This is a genomic window from Limnohabitans sp. 2KL-17, from assembly GCF_003063415.1.
Taxonomy (GTDB): Bacteria; Pseudomonadota; Gammaproteobacteria; order Burkholderiales; family Burkholderiaceae_C; genus Limnohabitans_A.
The window spans coordinates 99,686-118,738 of record NZ_NESK01000009.1; the positions used below are offsets into that span (position 1 = coordinate 99,686).

Sequence of the window (19,053 nt, forward strand, 5' to 3'; positions counted from 1 at the left end):
GAGTCCGCACCATGGCCAAAATTTTCTGCATTGCAAACCAAAAGGGCGGGGTGGGTAAAACCACCACCAGCGTGAACCTGGCGGCAGGTTTGGCCAAAGTCGGGCAGCGCGTACTGCTGGTGGACCTGGACCCCCAAGGCAACGCCACCATGGGTTCGGGCATCGACAAACGCAACGTGGAGCTGAGCGTGTACGACGTCTTGCTGGAGTCCGCTACCATCGCCGAAGCCCTGGTCAAGGCCGACGCGTGCGGGTATGACGTGCTGAGCGCCAACCGCGAACTGGCGGGCGCCGAGGTCGAGTTGGTGCAACTCGAACACCGCGATCAGCGCCTGAAAAATGCCTTGGCGGTGGTCGACGCCGATTATGACTTTGTCCTGATCGATTGCCCGCCGTCCTTGTCGATGCTGACCCTGAACGGACTGTGCTCGGCCCATGGCGTGATCGTGCCCATGCAGTGCGAATACTTCGCGCTCGAAGGCCTGACCGATCTGGTCAACACCATCAAACAGGTGCACGCCAACCTGAACAAAGACCTCAAGATCATTGGCTTGCTGCGTGTCATGTTTGACCCCCGCATCACCCTGCAGATGCAGGTCAGCGACCAGCTCAAGGCCCACTTTGGCGACAAAGTGTTCGACACCGTGATCCCGCGCAACGTTCGTTTGGCCGAGGCCCCCAGCTATGGCTTGCCCGGCGTGGTGTTCGACGCCTCGGCCAAGGGCAGCCAGGCCTATGTCGAGTTTGCGCGAGAACTGGTGCTGCGTGCACCCACACTTTGAGCCCCTCAAGGACATTCAACTGATGCGTCACCCTGAGCCCACTGTGCTGATTTTGCCGGGCTGGCAAGGCAGCGGCCCGGGCCATTGGCAATGGCATTGGGCCCGGTTGCATGGCCATGCCGTGGTCGAGCAAAGCGACTGGATGCGACCGTTGCGGGGCGACTGGCTGGCGCGCCTGGACGAAGCCATCATCGATGCGCCTGGCCCGGTGGTTTTGGCCGCACACAGCTTGGGTTGTGTGCTGGTGGCGGCCTGGGCCGCGGTATCTCGGCACACCGCCCGGGTGCGCGGGGCTTTGCTGGTCGCGCCAGGCAACACCGAAGACCTCGAGCTGAATGACCGACTGCCTGGCTGGTCACCCATCGTGCGCCAAGCCTTGCCGTTTAAAAGCATTCTGGTGGGCAGCCAAAATGACCCGTATTGCTCGGCCAAGGTGGCCCATGATTTGGCCAAAGACTGGGGCGCCCAGTGGGTTGATTTGGGCGCTGCCGGGCACATCAACGCGCAATCATCTCTGGGCGGCTGGCCTGCAGGCCATGCGCTTTTGCAAACTCTCTGGAAGGATTGACCATGGTCACCAAAAAACCCAAAGGCCTTGGCCGCGGACTCGAAGCCCTGCTGGGCCCCAAAGTGCAAGACGCACCCGCCGCAGTTGTGGTGGCTGAAACAGGGGTGCCCACTCAGCTTCGGCTCGACCAGATGGTGCCAGGCGTGTACCAGCCACGCACCCGCATGGACGAAGGCGCTTTGTACGAGCTGGCCGAGTCCATCAAGGCGCAGGGCATCATGCAGCCCATCTTGGTGCGCCGCCTGAACGAGGGAGAAAACGCTGGCAAATACGAGATCATTGCGGGCGAACGCCGGTTCCGGGCCTCCAGGTTGGCGGGTCTGGAAAGCGTGCCTGTACTGGTGCGCGACGTGCCCAACGAAGCGGCCGCAGCCATGGCCTTGATTGAGAACATTCAGCGCGAAGACCTCAATCCCCTCGAAGAAGCCCAGGGCTTGCAACGCCTGATTCGCGAGTTCGGCCTCACGCATGAAACCGCAGCACAGGCCGTGGGCCGTTCGCGCAGTGCGGCCAGCAACCTGTTGCGCTTGCTGAACCTGGCCGAGCCGGTGCAAACCATGTTGATGGCGGGCGATCTGGACATGGGCCATGCCCGGGCCTTGCTGTCTTTGGACAAGGCGGCGCAAATCACCGCGGCCAACCAGATAGCGGCCAAAAAGCTGTCGGTGCGAGAGGCCGAAAGCCTGGCCAAAAAGCTGGGTGCAGAGTTCAACCTGGTCACCCAAAAAACCAAAAAAGACAAGTCGCGGGACATCCGGCGGGTGGAAGAAGAGCTGTCCGATTTGTTGACCGCCGAAGTCGAAGTAAGAATAAAAAAACGTGTCAAAAGAAACGGAAGAGTAGAAGAAATGGGTGAAATCAGCATACAGTTTGGTTCTTTAGAAGAACTCAATGGCCTGATCGAAAAATTGCGGTCCTGAACCCGCCCGGGTGCTAACTCGGGAGAAAGCAGTGTATGAATACAAGCCGCGGGCCATTGTCCTTTTTGAATTTTGCCGTCGTTTCGGTTTACTCCCAACGTCATTGGCTTTTGCTGTGTTGCCTGCTGGGGGCTGGTGCCAACTCACTGTTGTTTTACTTCGTACCTCAGCCGGGGTACAACCACATGGCCAACCTGGTGGCCGCGGGTTTTTATTTTGCTCTAGGCCTTTTTGTGCCATATCACAGGGCCTATACGCTGCTGAGCAATCTGGCGCTGCTCACTGCGGTCCTCCTGATGAGCTACATCGCCGCCAATACGGGGGGTATCAATTCTCCCGCCATGGTCTGGATGACCATTCTGGCCGTGCCAGCCTTGCTGCTGCTGGGTCGCCGCTGGGCCCTGGGGTGGGTGGGCGTTGTTTTGCTGGTCATTTTGCTGCAGTTCGTGGCCGTCATGCAGGGCTGGATCAGTGGCGAGGTCGACCAATCGCCCGACACCATTCTGTGGGCCTTGCTGGACAAGGTGTTGGTGATCGTGAGCCTGATGCTGATCGTGAACTTCTATGACCGCATGCACCAGCGCCAGATGGACGAGGTTGAGCAGGGCAACGCCGACTTGGAGGCCACGCAAAAGGCCCTCATCCTGGCCCAGTCCCACAAAGACGAATTCATTGCCTCCGTGGGCCATGAATTGAGAACACCCATGAACGCCATCCTTGGCTTGAACGGCGTGCTGCAGGCCGAGTTGGCGGATCAGCCGGAAAACTTGGAAATTGCAGAGCACATCCGCGAGTCCACCGAGCAATTGCTTCGCCTCGTCAGCGACATCTTGGATTTTTCGCAACTCGAGGCGGGACAACTGAAATTGCTTGAGCAGCCTGTGCACCTTAAGGAAGCCCTGCACCATGTGATCGAACCCTTTGCACAAAAAGCACAGGAAAAATCCGTGGTGCTCCACTGGAATGTCGATCCGGCGTTGCCCGACTGGGTGATGGCAGACGGGCAGCGACTGAGGCAAATGCTGAGCAACCTGCTTGACAATGCGGTCAAGTTCACCCACCAGGGACAGATTCATGTTCGGGCAAAACATCAGGAAGGCTGGGTTCGCTTTGAGGTAGAGGACACGGGGCGCGGTATCCCGCTTGAACGCCAAGAGCAGGTGTTCAAGCGCTTCGAGCATGCCGATATTCAGACCAAGCGTGCGTATGGAGGCACCGGCCTGGGCCTGGCCATTTGCGAACAGCTGGCGTTTTTGCAGGGGGGCCGAATTGGCGTTAACAGTACGCCAGGTCAAGGCGCGCTTTTCTGGTTTGAGCTGCCCCTTAAGACAAGCGATGCGCCCAAGCTAGCCAACGAGAGTATTTCCACGCGCACGTCGAACGCCGCTTTGCGCTTCTTGCTGGTGGATGACAACGCCGTTAACCTCATGGTGGCGCGTCTGGTGCTCAACAAATGCTGGCCTGACGCCAGTGTGACCAGCGCCGCCGGGGGAGAAGAAGCCTTGGCCTTGCTCGACAGCCAGAGCTTTGACCTGGTGCTGATGGACATGATCATGCCGGAGCTGGACGGCATGGAGGCCACGCGCCGTTTGCGTGCGCATGCGCGGGCCGAGGTGGCCAGCCTGCCGGTGATTGGCCTGACGGCCAACACAAACGCGCGTGACCGTGAGCGGTGCCTGCATGCGGGCATGAACGAGGTGCTGGCCAAACCCATCGACAGCAAGACGGTCAAGGAAACCGTGGACCGACTGATCCCGCACACCGGCCAAAACCCAAGGGGTTGAACATGGCCACACACCTGAATGGCGGATGGACAGTGAGCGGGCGCCGCCTAGTACGGCCTCGGGGCAAGATGGCCTATCGGGCAAACGCAAGGACGTCCCAATGGACATGACCTTCAAAAGGCTACAAGCCTTGCTACCAGTACACCTGCAGGATGACCGGCGCCTTTATCTGGGCGGGGTGATCGTATTGTGTGGTATGGCCACAGTGGCCTCCTCTATCTCAAGCCCGCATCAGAGCGTACGTGTGCAATGCCTGGTCACGACACTGGTTCTGCTGGTGCTTTTTTGGCGCTTCCTAAAGGGGGCGTCCGCAGAACAGACCGTGCGCATAGGCTGTATGTTGGCGCTGGTCCATTTGACGGGGGGGGCCTTTCTGAGCAATCATATTTACGCCAGTTCACTGGCTTGGTTGGCGCTCATGCCATTGTCGCAATTTCATATCCATGGCCGCGCTGCAGCACTGCGTTGGACACTGGTTGCGGTCGCCAGCATGGGGGTTGTGGTGCTTTTTAGCGCGGGGCAAGGTGCAGAGGCATTCAGAGCATTCGGCGTTTTGCAGGCACCCACCTCGTTGTCGGAATATTTTCTCGCTGCAATCGGCATCACTGTGGTGCCCTGGATTTACAGCAAGAGCTACGAAGAGGCCCTGACCCAGAGCCGGCAGCACCAGCTCGATTTGCAAGCCAAGCAGGTGGAGCTGGAGCACGCGCAGCAGGGGCAGGAGCACTTCATTGCCTCGGTCAGCCACGAGTTGCGCACGCCTATGAACGCCATTTTGGGCTTGAACAACTTGTTGCTGGACCGGGTCAAGGACAAACCGCAGGCGAGCAAGGTGCTGGCCTACACGCGCCAGTCGGCGGATCACCTGATGACGGTGATCAACGACGTGCTCGATTACTCGCAGTTCAACACGGGTCAGATCAGTGCGCGTGTGGAGAGGTTTGCGTTGCGGCAGACGGTGCGATCGGCGTTCGAGCTGTTTCAGCCCAAGATAGAAAACACGACCTTGCGCTACACGTGTGAGATCGGGGCGGATGTGCCCGAGTGGGTAAGCACGGACCGGCACCGGCTGATGCAGGTGCTGGTGAACTTGCTGGGCAACGCGATCAAGTTCACACACCAGGGCGGGGTGACGCTGCAGGTGCGGGCGCTGAACGGGGGGGTGGAGTTTGCGATCCAGGACACGGGCATTGGCATTGCGAGTGACCAGCAGCAAAAGATTTTTGAGCGTTTCAGCCAGGCGGATGCGAGCATACAAAGCCGGTACGGGGGCAGTGGACTGGGCCTGACGATCAGTCAGCGGCTGGTGCAGATGCTGGGCGGGCAGTTGCAGCTGGAAAGCCATGAGGGGGCTGGTTCGCGGTTTTGGTTCTGGTTGCCGCTGGGCTCAGAGCCTGAGCCGGAACGGGTGGTTGTGGATGCTGGCGTTGACCGCCAGCATCAGGACCGGGCGCTGAGCATGTTGGTGGTGGACGACCACCCGGTCAACCGCTTGCTGGCTCGGCAGTTACTGCAACAGCATTGGCCCATGGCGGACATACAGGAGGCGGGAGACGGGCAGCAGGCGCTGGCGTGCTTGGCGCGACAAGGCTTTGACCTGGTGCTGATGGACATGGTGATGCCGGTAATGGACGGGATCGAGGCCACAGCGGCGATGCGGGCAAGCGCTGATGCGCGCACTCGCCAGACCCCGGTGCTGGGCCTCACGGCCAATGTGAACGCGGGCGACTTGGTGCGATTTGAGCAAGCCGGACTGAACGGACTGCTGCTCAAACCCTTCGAAGTGGCGCGTTTGTACCAAAATGTCCAGGCCCTGGTGGCGCATTTACCGATAAAGCCACGAGGCCAGACATGAAGCTGCACAAGCTCATTACAGGCATCCAGGAGCGGATGAGTCAGCGGCACCAGCAGGGAAAGCCGATGTTTGTTTTGCTGCTTGGCTTGATCACGCTGGGTGTGATTTTTACCATTGCCATCGCGAACCCTTATCAGCACTCCATCAACAGTCTGATGGTCTTTGGCGCTGTTTCCCTGGCGATGCTGACCTGCATTTATCTGGGGATGTCTGTTTTTCTGGGCCTGAGTGTGGGTGCAACTGTTGCGGTTGCACACATTGTGATTGTCAGCATGGCTTCGGGCGGTATCTACTCGCCCAGAATGGTCTGGCTGTCCTTGTTGCCCATTGCCGTTTTTTACAATTTTGGTCTGAAAGTAGCCTTGTATTGGCTGGCCGTGACACTGCTGGCGGTGTGTGCCATGGCCGTTTGGACCATCTCGCATATTTTTAATGCCCCATTTGTTTTTGCACAAAGCTATGCCACAGCATCTGTTTTGAGTTATGCGCTGGCCACAGTCATCTTGATGATGGTGCCCTGGTTGTACGAACTGATGAGCGCACAGCAGTTGAGGCTCAAACACCAAAAGACAGTCAGCCTGCAAGCCAAGCAAGTGCAACTCGAACATGCACAGCAGATGCAAGAGCATTTCATCGCTTCGGTGAGCCATGAGTTGCGAACGCCCATGAATGCGATTTTGGGCCTGAACAGCGTTTTGCTCGAGCGTGTCAAAGACAAACCGCAGGCGAGCAAGGTGCTGGCCTACACGCGCCAGTCGGCGGATCACCTGATGACGGTGATCAACGACGTGCTCGATTACTCGCAGTTCAACACGGGTCAGATCAGTGCGCGTGTGGAGAGGTTTGCGTTGCGGCAGACGGTGCGATCGGCGTTCGAGCTGTTTCAGCCCAAGATAGAAAACACGACCTTGCGCTACACGTGTGAGATCGGGGCGGATGTGCCCGAGTGGGTAAGCACGGACCGGCACCGGCTGATGCAGGTGCTGGTGAACTTGCTGGGCAACGCGATCAAGTTCACACACCAGGGCGGGGTGACGCTGCAGGTGCGGGCGCTGAACGGGGGGGTGGAGTTTGCGATCCAGGACACGGGCATTGGCATTGCGAGTGACCAGCAGCAAAAGATTTTTGAGCGTTTCAGCCAGGCGGATGCGAGCATACAAAGCCGGTACGGGGGCAGTGGACTGGGCCTGACGATCAGTCAGCGGCTGGTGCAGATGCTGGGCGGGCAGTTGCAGCTGGAAAGCGACGAGGGTGCGGGTTCGCGGTTTTGGTTCTGGTTGCCCATGCAGGGTGAACAGGCCCCGACACCAGCGATGTCTCCGCCAGGCCTGGCGCAGCAGCTGACCGAACGGGCGCTGAAGTTCTTGGTGGTGGATGACCATCGGGTCAACAGGCTGCTGGCCAGTCAGGTGTTGATGCGGCAATGGCCTGGCAGTGTGGTGGACGAATGCGATGACGGCTCAAAAGCTGTGCAAGCCCTGCAGGCAGGGACGCGTTATGACCTGGTGCTGATGGACATGGTGATGCCGGTGATGGACGGGATCGAGGCCACACGCCTTATCCGGCAAAGCCACCTGCCTGGGGTCCGCGCAACGCCGGTGTTGGGTTTGACGGCCAACGTCAATGCGCAAGACTTGGCACGATTCAAACAATCAGGCTTGAATGGGCTATTGCTCAAGCCCTTCGATCTGGCGCAGCTGCACAGCGAGGTACGGCGGCTGTTGGTCCTGCCGACCTGAGCACATCGCCACGCAAATCGTCACTCACATCGCGAAGATTTTGCCCGGGTTCATGATGTTGTCCGGGTCCAGTGCGCGCTTGATGGTGCGCATCATGTCAATGGCGCCTTCGCCCGTTTCGGTGCGCAAAAAGTCCATCTTGTGCAGGCCAATGCCGTGCTCGCCAGTGCAGGTGCCGCCCAGACGCAGGGCGCGAGACACCAGCTTGTGGTTCAGTCCTTCTGCCTTGGCAATCTCTTCGGGGTTGTTCGGGTCGATCAGGTAGCCGAAGTGGAAATTGCCATCTCCCACATGGCCCACTAAAAAGTAGGGCAAGCCACTGGCATCGGTCTCGGTGATCGAGTCGAGCAGGCAGTCGGCCAACTTGCTGATGGGCACGCAGGTGTCGGTGCTGATGGCGCGGCAGCCAGGCTTGCTTTGAATGGCGGCAAAGTAGGCGTTGTGCCGTGCAGTCCACAGGCGCGTGCGTTCTTCCGGGGTCGTGGCCCACTCGAAAGCGTTGCCACCCATGTCGCTGGCGATCTCTTGTACCGTTTCGGCTTGCTCTTTCACGCCCGCAGGCGAGCCGTGAAACTCCATCAACAGCAAGGGTTCTTCGCGCAGGCCCAGCTTGGCGTAGGCGTTGACCATGCGAACGGCGTTGTGGTCGATCAACTCGACACGCGCGATTGGCACGCCCAGCTGAATGGTCTGGATGACGCTGCGCACCGCCGCTTCGATGCTCGGAAAGGAGCAGATGGCGGCAGAAACGGCCTCGGGCAAGGGGTACAGGCGGACCGTGATTTCTGTGATCACCCCCAGGGTGCCCTCGCTGCCCACCATCAGGCGCGTCAGGTCGTAGCCGGCGCTGGATTTTTTGGCACGGGTGCCGGTGCGGATGATTTCGCCAGCGGCGGTCACCACCTCCATGGCCAGCACGTTTTCTCGCATGGTGCCGTAGCGCACGGCGTTGGTGCCACTGGCGCGGGTGGCGCTCATGCCGCCGATCGTGGCATCGGCACCCGGGTCGATCGGAAAGAACAGGCCGGTCGACTTGATCTCTTCGTTCAGTTGTTTGCGTGTCACGCCGGGCTGCACAGTCACGGTCAGGTCTTCGGCGTTGATGGACACGACCTTGTTCATGCGCATCAGGTCGATGCTGATACCGCCTTGCACGGCCAGCAGATGGCCTTCAAGCGATGAGCCCACGCCAAAGGGAATCACAGGCACTTTGTATTGGGCGCACAACTTGACCGCATCGGCCACATCTTGTGTGGATTCTGCAAACACCACGGCAGCGGGTGGTGGCACATGCGTGAAGGCCGATTCGTCGCGGCCATGTTGCTCGCGCACGACCAGGGCGGTGGAGCAGTTGTCTTTGAAGCGGGCCTTGAGGGCGGCCAAAAAGGCCTCGGGCACTTCGCGCTGAGCGACGGCGGGGGCCAGGTGGGCGGCGGCGGTGGGGGCGTTCATGGGTGTCTCCGGTGGTGACAGGTCGAGCCCGCCAAGCATTAGAAATCGCAGTTTACGCCCCAAATCCGGGGCTTGCTGTCCGGTGTCAGACAAGTCAGCGGGACTTGGCCGACAATCTGAAGACACAATGTGCGCTGCAAAACAAGGACATCTCCATGGGCAACCGACTCACACAAATCGCCACCCGCACCGGTGACAACGGCACCACCGGCCTGGGCAACAACCAGCGCGTGTCGAAAAACAGCTTGCGCGTGCACGCCATGGGCGAAGTGGACGAACTGAACTCGCACATTGGCCTGCTGCTTTGCGAAGACATGCCGCAGGGCGTCCGCGATGTGCTGGTTGAAGTGCAGCACCAGTTGTTCAACCTGGGCGGTGAGCTGTCCATTCCCGGCTTTGAGTTGCTCAAAAATGAAGCCGTAGTGGCACTGGATGCCGCCCTGGCCACCTACAACGAGCAGCTGCCCAAACTCGAAGAATTCATCTTGCCCGCCGGCACACGCGGCGCATCGCAAGCCCACGTGTGCCGTACCGTGGCACGCCGTGCCGAGCGCGCTTGCGTCGCCTTGGGCAATGAAGAAGCCATCAACGAAACACCGCGCCAATACCTCAACCGCCTGTCCGACCTGATGTTCGTGCTGGCCCGCGTGCTCAACCGCATGAATGGCGGCGACGACGTGTACTGGAAGAGCGCGCGCATGAACAAAGACCCCAAGCCAGCATGAGCTGCCTGCGCCTCATCGCGATGGCGGCTTTGTGGGTTGGCCAGACACATGCAGCCACCCAGACGGTGACTTTGTCGTGCGCCGTGTCCTACATGCCCGCACGCAGCACATGGGTGCGTGAGGTGCAGGTGGACTGGGATCGAAAAACCATTCGTGCTCTGCGCATTGATGGCGTGTCGCCATACAGCTTTTCCGTCAACCCCCTGGGCGTTTCCACGGCGCTGGACAACGAACGCATCCAGATTGACCTGCGCCAGGCGCAGTGGACCAGCGACTTTCGTGGGCTGGCTTCTGGCCAGGGGCGCTGTGAAGTCGTTGCACCCTGAGGCTGTCGCGTAGGTGCATGTTTTGAGGGTTTTCGGCGTGACACCGGTGTGCGCCCACTGCTACGCTGTCCCAGATGAACACCGAAACCTTGACCCGTACGACCGCCCCCTACGTGCCGCAAATCCGGCTGTACCAAAACTGGCTGCGTGACCAGCGTGGCCTGAGTTTCGCCACCTACGACGAGCTGTGGCGATGGTCGGTGACCGACCTGGACGCATTTTGGCAAAGCATTTGGGATTATTTCCAGTTCGAGTCCATCACGCCTTACACCGCCGTGCTGGCCAACAACGTCATGCCGGGTGCCAAGTGGTTTCCGGGTGCCAAGACCAATTACGCGCACCAGGTGCTGCGCCACGCCAAACCCGCGCACGAGGCCGGGTTTTTAGCGGTCATCAGCCTGAATGAAAAAGGCCTGCGCCGAGAAATGAGCTGGCCCGAGTTGCGCCGCCAAGTCGCTGCCATGGCCTTGCACTTGCAAGCCCAGGGCGTGCAGCCCGGTGACCGCGTAGCGGCCTATTTGCCCAACATTCCTGAAGCCATGGTGGCTTTTCTGGCCACGGTCAGCATTGGTGGCGTCTGGAGCATTTGCGCGCCCGATATGGGCACGCATGCCGTGCTCGACCGGTTCAGGCAGATCGAGCCCAAGGTGCTGATTGCAGTCGACGGCGTGAGCTATGGTGGCCGTGACTTCGACCGCATGAGCGTGGTGCAGGAACTGAAAGACGCGCTGCCCACCGTGCAACACGTCATCGTCCACGAGAACCTGGGGACACTCGACCTGGCCAACTGCGACGTGGCAGCCAGCGTGCAAATGGCCACCATCACGGCACGCAACGATGCAGACGTAGAGGCCTTCGAGCCCATGTGGTTGCCGTTTGACCACCCTTTGTGGATCGTTTATTCCAGCGGCACCACCGGCCTGCCCAAGCCCATCGTGCACGGCCATGGCGGCACCGTCATCGTGGCCCTGGCCAACAAGATCCTGCACAACGACGTGGGCTGCAGCTACCAGCCCAACAGCTGGGGCGAACGCTTTCATTGGTACAGCTCCACCGGCTGGGTCATGTGGAACGCGCAGGTGGCGGGCCTGCTCAATGGCGTGACCTGCGTGATCTACGACGGCAACCCCGGCGGCAGCAAAGACAACCCCGACTGGGGCATCCTGTGGCGCATGGCGGCCGAAGAAAAGGTCACCTTTTTTGGTGCTGGCGCCGCCTTTTTCGCCAATTGCCAAAAAGCCGGACTGGACATTGCCCGCTGCGGCGACCTGTCGGGGGTGCGTGCACTGGGCACCACCGGCTCGCCCTTGTCACCCGAAACGCAAATCTGGGGCACTGAACAATTCAAAAACATCGGCACCGACATCTGGTGGTGCAATCTTTCGGGCGGCACCGACTTTGCGGGCGCCTTTGTGGGCGGACACCGCGAGCTGCCGCAAGAGGCGGGCGTCATGCAGTGCCGCATGTTGGGCGCCGCTGTCGAGTCATGGAACGAAGCGGGCGAGCCCGTCCAGGGCGAGGTGGGTGAGCTGGTCTGCACACAACCGATTCCGTCCATGCCCTTGTTCTTTTGGGGCGACCAGGGCAACGCCCGTTACCTCAGCAGCTATTTCGAGATGTACCCGGCAGGCCACGGCCGAAAGCCTGGCGGCGGCGATGGCCCGGCCAGCATGGGCGGCGTCTGGCGACATGGTGACTGGCTGCGCATTGGCAACGAACAAGGCCAAGGCGAAGGCTGCGTGATCTTTGGGCGCAGTGACGCCACCATCAACCGCCATGGCTTGCGCATGGGCACCAGCGAGCTGTACAGCGCCGTTGAAGCGCTGCCCGAAGTCATGGACTCGATGGTGGTCGATCTGGAGTACTTGGGCCGCGAAAGCTACATGCCGCTGTTTGTGGTGCTGCGCCCCGGCACGGTGTTTGACGACGCCCTCAAGGCCCGACTGAACAATGCCATCAAAGTGGCGCTCAGCCCGCGCTTTATTCCCAATGAAATCTTTTTGGTGGCCGAGATTCCACGCACCTTGTCCGGCAAAAAGCAGGAGTTGCCGATCAAGAAACTCATGCTCGGCCAACCGCTCGAAAAAGTGGTCAATAAGGACGCGATGGCCAATCCGGGGTGTCTGGATTGGTATGTGGATTTGGCCCAACGGCATTTGGCCAGGGCCTGAAGGCCCCGGTCAACAACTCAGGGCGCTTTGCGTTTCAACAGCCGCAAAACGGGGGCTTGAACCACCGCTTTGACACGTTGCGGCACAGCGCTCAAAGCCCTCACCAACGCCCCTTTTTTGACAAAGATGCGGCGGGGTGCATCAGCCCCCTTGCCGGGCAACTTCCAGCGGCTTGTGGGTTGCCAAATGCTGGTCGCCACCAATTGCAGCGTGGCTAACAACAACATCACCTGCAGGCCAAACAGAAACAGGAAACCCCAGGAAATGTCCGGCCACAGCAGGCGCAAAAGCGCCATCACCAAGGGCAGGCCCAAAACGGCGATGACGGCCCACTTCAAGTTGAGTGCTGGACGCTTTGCCATGGCTTCAGTTCTTGTGCAACTCGGCGTTCAACTCGCCCCAGCTCTTGTTGCGCGGGATGGCGTGCAAAGCGCCAGACTGTGAATCGCGGCGGAACAAGATGCCGTTTTTGCCGGACAGCTCTTTGGCCTTGATCACGCTGCCGTCGGGCAGTTGCACGCGGCTGCCGCCGGTGATGTAGCAACCGGCCTCGACGATGCAGTCGTCGCCCAGCGAGATGCCGATGCCGGCGTTCGCACCCAGCAGGCAACGCTTGCCCACTTGGATCACTTCTTTGCCACCCCCAGACAGGGTGCCCATGATGGACGCGCTGCCGCCGATGTCGCTGGCGTCGTCCACCACCACACCGGCACTGATGCGGCCTTCGACCATGCTGGCACCCAGGGTGCCGGCGTTGAAGTTGCAAAAACCTTCGTGCATGACCGTGGTGCCGCTGGCCAGGTGCGCGCCCAGGCGCACGCGGTCGGCGTTGGCGATGCGCACGCCCGACGGCACAACGTAGTCGGTCATCTGCGGGAACTTGTCCACGCCTTTGATCTCCAGCAGGCGACCGGTGGCACGCGCCTTCATGCGGGCGGCAGGCACTTCGCTCACGGCGCAGGGGCCAAAGTTGGTCCAGGCCACGTTGGCCAGCAGGCCAAAAATACCGGTCATGTTGGCGCCATGCGGCAACACCAGACGGTGGCTCAGCAGGTGCAGGCGCAGGTAAGCGTCGTGTGTGTCAGCGGGCGCGTCGGCCAGGCTTTTGATCTCGGTGCGCACGGCCACCACGGTGGTGCCGCGCACGCTGCAGGCGGTCAGTGCTTTGGCGGCATCAGCGCCCAGAGCGGCCACAGCCTCGGCTTCGGTCAGGCGGGTGCTGCCGCTGGCGGCCACGTCGCCCGCCAGTTCAGGGGCGGGGAACCAGGTGTCCAGCACGGTGCCGTCAGCGGCGAGGGTCGCGAGGCCGGTGGCGCGTGCGCCGGTGGTTTGGTAGGTGCTCATGGGGTGCTCCGAAAATGAAAGCCCTCAGGGAATGAGGGCTGGTAAATCTGATGGCGAGATTATCGGGGATGGCGAGGGTCGGCACGACCTGGTTCAATGAATGCCATGAGTTCATCGAAAAAGACGGAATGTGTGGGCACTACGGCTGGCATCCGGAGTTTGATCACCAATGTGCAGGCTTGCTGGCTGGCTTTCTCTTCGTCGGGACGTTTGGGGGGAGCTGGGACTGAATAAGTTCTTCATCTCTGATATGCCGCCGAACCCAGTGCGCAAGCTCGGTTAATCGCTTGTTCGGGTGCACCCTGCTGGGAGAGCTGTCTTCTTTGAGAGGCATGACCAGGCCAATTCTGACCGCAGGCACATCCTCACGAATCATGCGCAAGGCAGGCTTCATGTCACTGTCGTTAGAGCAAATGACCACCTGATCTGTTTTGCCTTGAATGGCGTCGCGGTAAGCATGCAAAGCAATGTTCACGTCGGTCTGTTTTTCTTCAATCATCCAGACAGGCGATACGCGTTCTTTGCTGGGTGGGACGTTTTGAGTGAATTCTGGCAACAAAGTGGGCTCAAAAATGTGGAAGCCCTTGATGATTTGCACCCAACCAGAAGGACCCGCTTCCAGGGCCCTGAGGTACTGAGTCTGCGCATTGGTGGATGCTGCCCCGTGCCGCGCGTAGCGCACCATGACGGGCGCTGTGAAGTACTTGATGGCGACAACCTGGGCATTTGGGTCTTGTGGCCGCAATATGCGGTCACGAAACAATGCCATGATGTCCAGCCATTTGTAGGACGTTCCCTTGAGACGGGCGTAATACAGGTTGTAGCCGTCCACGTAGATGGTGGTTCTGGTCAATGGGTGATCCAGACGTGAAAAGACCACCTTGAAAGGTGGTCTTTTCGCCCTAGGCTGAGCCAACTGAATGGCACTGCAAAGGGATTGTTAACAGTTATTGTAGGGCGTGAGTTGCACTTTGTCGCGTGGACCATTGGAAATAACGGTAAATCACGGTAGTGCATGGCAGTCCTCACCGCAGAAAACCCAGGCTGAAGACTTGTGGGCGCAGCTTGTGGGTCAGGGCTTGGTAGGCCACCTCAAAGGGGCTGAAGTTGACGGGGGCGGTGTCACCGCTTTTGTTGCGCTCGCCCAGGGCGTTGCGCACTTGGTACCAGCCCACATCGGCGCGGTTGAGTTTGTATTGGTCGCGCACGGTGCGCACATCGGTGTGGGCAAAGTAGGTGGTCCACAAGCTGCGCCCGGCATCCAGCACCGCTGTGGCTTCTTCAGACAAAGTCTTGTCTGCCAGGTACTGCACCATGAAGTCGGATTCAAAACGATCGGGGGCGTTGACTTCGGCCTCGGTGAAGGGGATGAAGTGGTTGACGATGGACCACTTTTTGCCGTTCCATTCCAGGTCGTTGGCGCTGGCGGTCAGGTTGCTGCCGTTGAACAGCATCCACAACAGGCAGTCGGTTTTGAACTCGTCCGTGAGCGGCTCGGTGGGTTGCAGGAATTGATCGCGGTCGTTGAGCCAGGTGGGTTTGATGAGGCGCCGCGCTGCAAAAATCACTGTGGCTTTTTCAAGGTTCGCAGGGGTGATGTGAAAGCCGTTGCCTTGGCTACAAACGGAAGAAAATAAGGCCGTTAATGTGCCTGCATGTTGTAAATCATTGCTGTTACTGAGCAAGTAACCAATCGCATCGGATCGCCATGACGTGACCTTGGCATGGGCAATTTGCGGGTGCACTGCATTTTTGAGTGGAATATGGGTGGCATCGGTTTTCAACCGTGGCATCCAAATATTCAAATAGCTGCTTTTGGGCAGGTTGTAAAAAGACTTTTCTCCGATGGGCTTGGCATATTTGTTCAGAACCTCTGTCACCACTTTGCGCAAAGGCGTTTTGTCGGTGGCAAGCTGATCTGTTTTCCAAACCAAAAATCCTATTGGGAAATCCCCCTTCAATCCGTCAAACGATTTGCTGTGTACGACAAAACCACCCAGGTGTTTGGCATTCCATTTCTCGCGGAATTGTTCAAAGTTGGGGGCATTCACGTACTTCAGCGTGCTGAACATCGCCAATGTGGCGGTGGGCATTTCCTGTGCTGTTCGTGCCAAAAATTGCACAAACAATTCACGCGCCGCATAGCCGTAATCGGCCTTGTTCATCAAGGCACCCATGCGCGTTTTGGCCACGTCGGTTTTGCCTTCATTGCCTTGTGAGTTCGCCGCCTCCGCATAAGGCGGATTGATCAACACCAAAATCTTCTTCCCCTCTGTAATCGCTTTGCGCAGCCCTGCAGGCACCTTGTCACTCAGGCTGTAATCAATTTCGCCCTCCTCGGTGATGTCGTCGTTCAAATAGTCGTATTGAAAGCGTTGCGCCGACACGCAGGTCTTGGTGGCTTTCATCACGTCGATGTCGGCTTGGTCCAGCGTGCTCATATAGAGGTTGCGCGGGTTGCTGTGTTTGACTTGCAGGTTGCCTACGCCGCAGCACATGTCCCAGACGATGTAGTCTTTTTGCCAGTGGGCGCCCAGCGTTTCGGCCAGCTTGTCATAGGCTTTGTCCACCACATGGAGGGGTGTGTAATACGCGCCTTTGAAGCTGCGCTCATCGTATGGAATCAGGCTGTCACGCCGCTCCAGCAGGTAATCGCGGTATTCCGATTTGGGCGGGCGGTGGTAGATGGCCCAAAACTGGCGATAGCCTTCCTTGTTGCCCAGGTCAAAATTTTTGCCCTTGAGTGAAAAGACGGGTGCGTCGTTTTTGTGCATCAGCTCCGCCGGCAAATTGGTGTGTGTGGATACGGTGCCGTCGTGCATGATGTCGGCAAAAAACAGCAGGGCGTAATCTTCTTCGCTCACGCCCACGATCTCGCGCCCCACCATGGCCACCCATTTGTCGAACACCTGTTTCAGGTTGTCTGGCGTGATCTGTGTTCGGATGATGTCGCCCGACTTGATCGCCGCTTTGACGGTGCTGATGAACTCGTCTTCGTGCGTCTTGATGCGGAACTGCACAAAATAAGTGCCGATGTGGGCCGAGATTTCGTCCAGCGCTTCTTGCGTGAACTGGCTTGCGGACTTGCCCCACTTGACGGTTTTCTTGGCCAGAAAAGGCAGCACATCGGCGCTTTTCATGATCGCCGCTTTTTCGGTGTCGATGACCGCCAGGAAGGGCGGTACCGGCTCGCCTTTGTTCAGCGCCACCTGCACGTAATGCAACAGCTGCGTGAACATGGCGTAGCTGGAGTTGCGGTCGGTGTCTTTGGCCTCGAACCAGATCTCGCGCGTCTGAATGTCGATCAGGCCTTTGGAGTAGCCCTTGAGGCCCAGGGCCTTGATGTAAGCGTCCTTGACGTCCTCTTCGCTCTTGGCGGTTTGCAGTTGGGTGTAGAGGCTCACGGCGGACAATACTGAACAAATAATTCAGCATTGTCTTAGTACTTTAGTTAAAAAGTATTATTTATATGTAACTTGATGTACGTCCTGCAAAACACAAGCGCACATCACCCGCCCATCACCCGCACATCCCTTGGTCGTCCCTTGGTCATCCCTTGGCTAGGGCTTGGTCTTGACCGCGCCGTTGGCCTGATCAGCGGTTCACATCCACCACCACCCGCCCGCGCACCTGCCCCGCCAAAATTTGTGCACCCAGCTCGATGGCTTCGGCCAAGCCCACTTCGCGGGTCATGCGCTCCAGTTGCGCCGTGTCCAGGTCTTGGGCCAGTCGGGCCCAGGTGGCTTCGCGCCATCTTGACAAGGCTCCCGGGGGGACTGCTGTGGTAACGCAAAGGTGGTCGATCAAATGACGCATGACCTCTCTGGCCATGAACGGCGGATGCGGTTATGCGTCAATGCAATCCTCCAGGATGCGATACTTCGCACTTGAACAAGCGTTAAAATCTAATTTCTAATAAAAATTTTCTAAAAGATACTTTGTATCGCATCCGTATTTTTTTAATTTAATATAAATACAAAATGAAGCTCAAGACTCTTGCTCGTGATTTGCCTTTGTTTTTCTGGCCTACGGTCATCATTTGGTGCTTGGGGCTGAGCGCATGCGGGGTAATTGGTGAAAAGCCTAACGATCAAAATAAAGCCTTAAAACCTCCCCAAATCTTCTTAGCCTCAGACTGGTTGAAGTTGAAGGAAAAAAGCAAGAATGATGGTGAAAATAATCAACGCGCCCGCTTGCCGACAAAAAGCCAAAACCAGGTTCAAAAAACACCCGAGCCCTCAAATGCTGGTCAGGAAGATGACGCCGTTTTGAATGCCCAAAAAATGGACAACGCATCTTCGCTACCCGTGCAATCTGAACCGCTGGAGTCGGGAGGCGTAAGGGTTCAAGCCAATCAATGCTGGGCCCAGATGATTGTCAAACCCCTGAGAGATCAATCTGTACAGGAAGTCACCATTGAAGACTCGCGCGACAGTTTCAAAACAACCCCACCAGAACTGAGTACAAGCACCCAAAAAGTTGTGGTCAAAGAAGGCTATGAGGCGTTTAAAGTTTTTGAGCCTAAATTCAAACAAATCATCGAAAAAGTGCAGGTCAAAGAGGAAACCAAACATCTTGTCGTTCAACCAGCCGTATACACAGATCAAATCGAATGGGTCATGACGGAATCTGAACGTGTAGAAATGCAAGCATGCAAAAATGCGGGCATTCGAATTGCTGGCAAGCCACAAAACAGCCCGTCGTTTTGTGCTGTCAAAATCCCAGCGACGTACAAGTCTGTGACGAAAAGGGTGGTGACTCAACAAGAGACCGTTGTTGAAAAAACGACCCCTGCAGTCTACAAAAGCATCGTCAAAACGGTTTTGGTAGAGAACGGAAGTGCTGACCCAATTCAGATCCCCCCTTTAACCGCCAATGTCCCTGTCACGCTGGTGGCGCGTAAGGCTGAGTCAATCAAACTCAGGGTTGAACCCAAAACAATCCCAATAGCTTTGACAACCTATACAACAGCACCACAATTAACCTGGCGCAGAATTGTTTGTGAAAAGGATTCTTCGCCAAGCCTCATTCGAAACCTACAGGCCGCCTTGCTTAAAGAAGGGTTTGATGCAGGTCCGATAGACGCCAAATTAGGAAAAAAGACGATGCATGCCATTGAGTCTTATCAAATTCAAAAGGGCGTGGCATCCGGCACGCTGACATACGAGACATTGAAGTTGCTCGGGTTGCCTCTTGAGTAACTTGAACCCGTGACGTCGCATAGGGTATTTCCAGATTCTTCATAAAAACAATGGCCTAGCAGGCTGCTGAAATACCCCATTCGCGAGCGCAATTTCGCCCCGCATGGTTTTGATTTTTTTGATTTTCCTTTCGCATTCTGATATTCCCTTCGTTTTTTGTTCGCCTTGGCCCACTTGTAAGCCCAT

General features: G+C 58.1%; 16 protein-coding genes. 10 read left to right on the forward strand and 6 right to left on the reverse strand.

Translation table 11 applies throughout. The annotated features are described in order from the left end of the window. The first annotated feature begins 11 nt into the window (after positions 1 to 11). The 6 genes from B9Z45_RS06075 to B9Z45_RS06100 all read left to right on the forward strand — a co-directional run bounded on the left by B9Z45_RS06075 (position 12) and on the right by B9Z45_RS06100 (position 7,648). Positions 12 to 782: a ParA family protein gene (locus B9Z45_RS06075; RefSeq protein ID WP_108406331.1), complete on the forward strand. Its 771-nt coding sequence runs from the start codon at positions 12 to 14 to the stop codon at positions 780 to 782. Positions 783 to 804: 22 nt separating this feature from the next. Further along, positions 805 to 1,350 (forward strand): alpha/beta hydrolase, encoded by a 546-nt coding sequence (locus B9Z45_RS06080; protein ID WP_108406360.1) that lies wholly within the window; start codon positions 805 to 807, stop codon positions 1,348 to 1,350. 2 nt (positions 1,351 to 1,352) lie between these two features. After that, positions 1,353 to 2,270 carry a ParB/RepB/Spo0J family partition protein gene (locus tag B9Z45_RS06085; RefSeq protein ID WP_108406332.1) on the forward strand — a complete coding sequence of 306 codons (918 nt, stop codon included), beginning with the start codon at positions 1,353 to 1,355 and terminating at the stop codon, positions 2,268 to 2,270. A gap of 35 nt (positions 2,271 to 2,305) precedes the next feature. Further along, positions 2,306 to 4,054 carry an ATP-binding protein gene (locus B9Z45_RS06090; RefSeq protein ID WP_108406333.1) on the forward strand — a complete coding sequence of 583 codons (1,749 nt, stop codon included), beginning with the start codon at positions 2,306 to 2,308 and terminating at the stop codon, positions 4,052 to 4,054. 100 nt (positions 4,055 to 4,154) lie between these two features. Next, entirely contained in the window at positions 4,155 to 5,909 is a 1,755-nt protein-coding gene (locus tag B9Z45_RS06095; RefSeq protein ID WP_158270385.1) for an ATP-binding protein, read from the forward strand. Further along, positions 5,906 to 7,648: an ATP-binding protein gene (locus B9Z45_RS06100; RefSeq protein WP_108406335.1), complete on the forward strand. Its 1,743-nt coding sequence runs from the start codon at positions 5,906 to 5,908 to the stop codon at positions 7,646 to 7,648. Before B9Z45_RS06095 ends, B9Z45_RS06100 begins: the two co-directional genes overlap by 4 nt. A 24-nt stretch (positions 7,649 to 7,672) precedes the next feature. On the opposite strand, the gene B9Z45_RS06105 is transcribed toward B9Z45_RS06100, so the two are convergent. Continuing rightward, a complete protein-coding gene (locus tag B9Z45_RS06105) occupies positions 7,673 to 9,100 on the reverse strand; it encodes an FAD-binding oxidoreductase (RefSeq protein ID WP_108406361.1) in 1,428 nt (475 codons plus the stop codon). Between the two features lie 155 nt (positions 9,101 to 9,255). Between B9Z45_RS06105 and B9Z45_RS06110 the strand changes: the two genes are divergently transcribed. From B9Z45_RS06110 to B9Z45_RS06120, 3 genes are all read left to right on the forward strand, one after another. Further along, entirely contained in the window at positions 9,256 to 9,825 is a 570-nt protein-coding gene (locus tag B9Z45_RS06110) for a cob(I)yrinic acid a,c-diamide adenosyltransferase (protein ID WP_108406362.1), read from the forward strand. After that, complete coding sequence (locus B9Z45_RS06115) at positions 9,822 to 10,151, forward strand: hypothetical protein (RefSeq protein ID WP_108406336.1); 330 nt, start codon at positions 9,822 to 9,824, stop codon at positions 10,149 to 10,151. The genes B9Z45_RS06110 and B9Z45_RS06115 overlap by 4 nt, the downstream gene beginning before the upstream one ends. 74 nt (positions 10,152 to 10,225) lie before the next feature. Beyond that, positions 10,226 to 12,322: an acetoacetate--CoA ligase gene (locus B9Z45_RS06120; RefSeq protein WP_108406337.1), complete on the forward strand. Its 2,097-nt coding sequence runs from the start codon at positions 10,226 to 10,228 to the stop codon at positions 12,320 to 12,322. Between the two features lie 17 nt (positions 12,323 to 12,339). On the opposite strand, the gene B9Z45_RS06125 is transcribed toward B9Z45_RS06120, so the two are convergent. From B9Z45_RS06125 to B9Z45_RS06145, 5 genes are all read right to left on the reverse strand, one after another. Further along, positions 12,340 to 12,684 carry a hypothetical protein gene (locus B9Z45_RS06125; RefSeq protein ID WP_108406338.1) on the reverse strand — a complete coding sequence of 115 codons (345 nt, stop codon included), beginning with the start codon at positions 12,682 to 12,684 and terminating at the stop codon, positions 12,340 to 12,342. 4 nt (positions 12,685 to 12,688) lie between these two features. Then, positions 12,689 to 13,666, reverse strand: a complete 978-nt coding sequence (gene dapD, locus B9Z45_RS06130) for a 2,3,4,5-tetrahydropyridine-2,6-dicarboxylate N-succinyltransferase (RefSeq protein ID WP_108406339.1) — start codon at positions 13,664 to 13,666, stop codon at positions 12,689 to 12,691. A gap of 163 nt (positions 13,667 to 13,829) precedes the next feature. Beyond that, a complete protein-coding gene (locus B9Z45_RS06135) occupies positions 13,830 to 14,519 on the reverse strand; it encodes an NYN domain-containing protein (protein ID WP_108406363.1) in 690 nt (229 codons plus the stop codon). A 172-nt stretch (positions 14,520 to 14,691) separates the two neighbouring features. Then, positions 14,692 to 17,070 carry a hypothetical protein gene (locus B9Z45_RS06140; RefSeq protein ID WP_108406340.1) on the reverse strand — a complete coding sequence of 793 codons (2,379 nt, stop codon included), beginning with the start codon at positions 17,068 to 17,070 and terminating at the stop codon, positions 14,692 to 14,694. Positions 17,071 to 17,260: 190 nt separating this feature from the next. Continuing rightward, positions 17,261 to 17,482, reverse strand: a complete 222-nt coding sequence (locus B9Z45_RS06145; RefSeq protein ID WP_233252095.1) for a hypothetical protein — start codon at positions 17,480 to 17,482, stop codon at positions 17,261 to 17,263. Positions 17,483 to 17,646: 164 nt separating this feature from the next. On the opposite strand from B9Z45_RS06145, the gene B9Z45_RS06150 reads away from it, so the two are divergent. Further along, a complete protein-coding gene (locus B9Z45_RS06150; RefSeq protein WP_108406341.1) occupies positions 17,647 to 18,867 on the forward strand; it encodes a peptidoglycan-binding protein in 1,221 nt (406 codons plus the stop codon). Positions 18,868 to 19,053: the final 186 nt, after the last annotated feature.

What these genes read in the sequence shown, in the direction of transcription:
- dapD (WP_108406339.1), bottom strand. Translation starts at nt 13,666, where the DNA reads ATGAGCACCTACCAAACCACCGGCGCACGCGCCACCGGCCTCGCGACC.
- B9Z45_RS06105 (WP_108406361.1), bottom strand. Translation starts at nt 9,100, where the DNA reads ATGAACGCCCCCACCGCCGCCGCCCACCTGGCCCCCGCCGTCGCTCAG.
- B9Z45_RS06095 (WP_158270385.1), top strand. Translation starts at nt 4,155, where the DNA reads ATGGACATGACCTTCAAAAGGCTACAAGCCTTGCTACCAGTACACCTG.
- B9Z45_RS06125 (WP_108406338.1), bottom strand. Translation starts at nt 12,684, where the DNA reads ATGGCAAAGCGTCCAGCACTCAACTTGAAGTGGGCCGTCATCGCCGTT.
- B9Z45_RS06075 (WP_108406331.1), top strand. Translation starts at nt 12, where the DNA reads ATGGCCAAAATTTTCTGCATTGCAAACCAAAAGGGCGGGGTGGGTAAA.
- B9Z45_RS06090 (WP_108406333.1), top strand. Translation starts at nt 2,306, where the DNA reads ATGAATACAAGCCGCGGGCCATTGTCCTTTTTGAATTTTGCCGTCGTT.
- B9Z45_RS06145 (WP_233252095.1), bottom strand. Translation starts at nt 17,482, where the DNA reads ATGCGTCATTTGATCGACCACCTTTGCGTTACCACAGCAGTCCCCCCG.
- B9Z45_RS06085 (WP_108406332.1), top strand. Translation starts at nt 1,353, where the DNA reads ATGGTCACCAAAAAACCCAAAGGCCTTGGCCGCGGACTCGAAGCCCTG.
- B9Z45_RS06110 (WP_108406362.1), top strand. Translation starts at nt 9,256, where the DNA reads ATGGGCAACCGACTCACACAAATCGCCACCCGCACCGGTGACAACGGC.
- B9Z45_RS06120 (WP_108406337.1), top strand. Translation starts at nt 10,226, where the DNA reads ATGAACACCGAAACCTTGACCCGTACGACCGCCCCCTACGTGCCGCAA.
- B9Z45_RS06080 (WP_108406360.1), top strand. Translation starts at nt 805, where the DNA reads ATGCGTCACCCTGAGCCCACTGTGCTGATTTTGCCGGGCTGGCAAGGC.
- B9Z45_RS06115 (WP_108406336.1), top strand. Translation starts at nt 9,822, where the DNA reads ATGAGCTGCCTGCGCCTCATCGCGATGGCGGCTTTGTGGGTTGGCCAG.
- B9Z45_RS06150 (WP_108406341.1), top strand. Translation starts at nt 17,647, where the DNA reads ATGAAGCTCAAGACTCTTGCTCGTGATTTGCCTTTGTTTTTCTGGCCT.
- B9Z45_RS06100 (WP_108406335.1), top strand. Translation starts at nt 5,906, where the DNA reads ATGAAGCTGCACAAGCTCATTACAGGCATCCAGGAGCGGATGAGTCAG.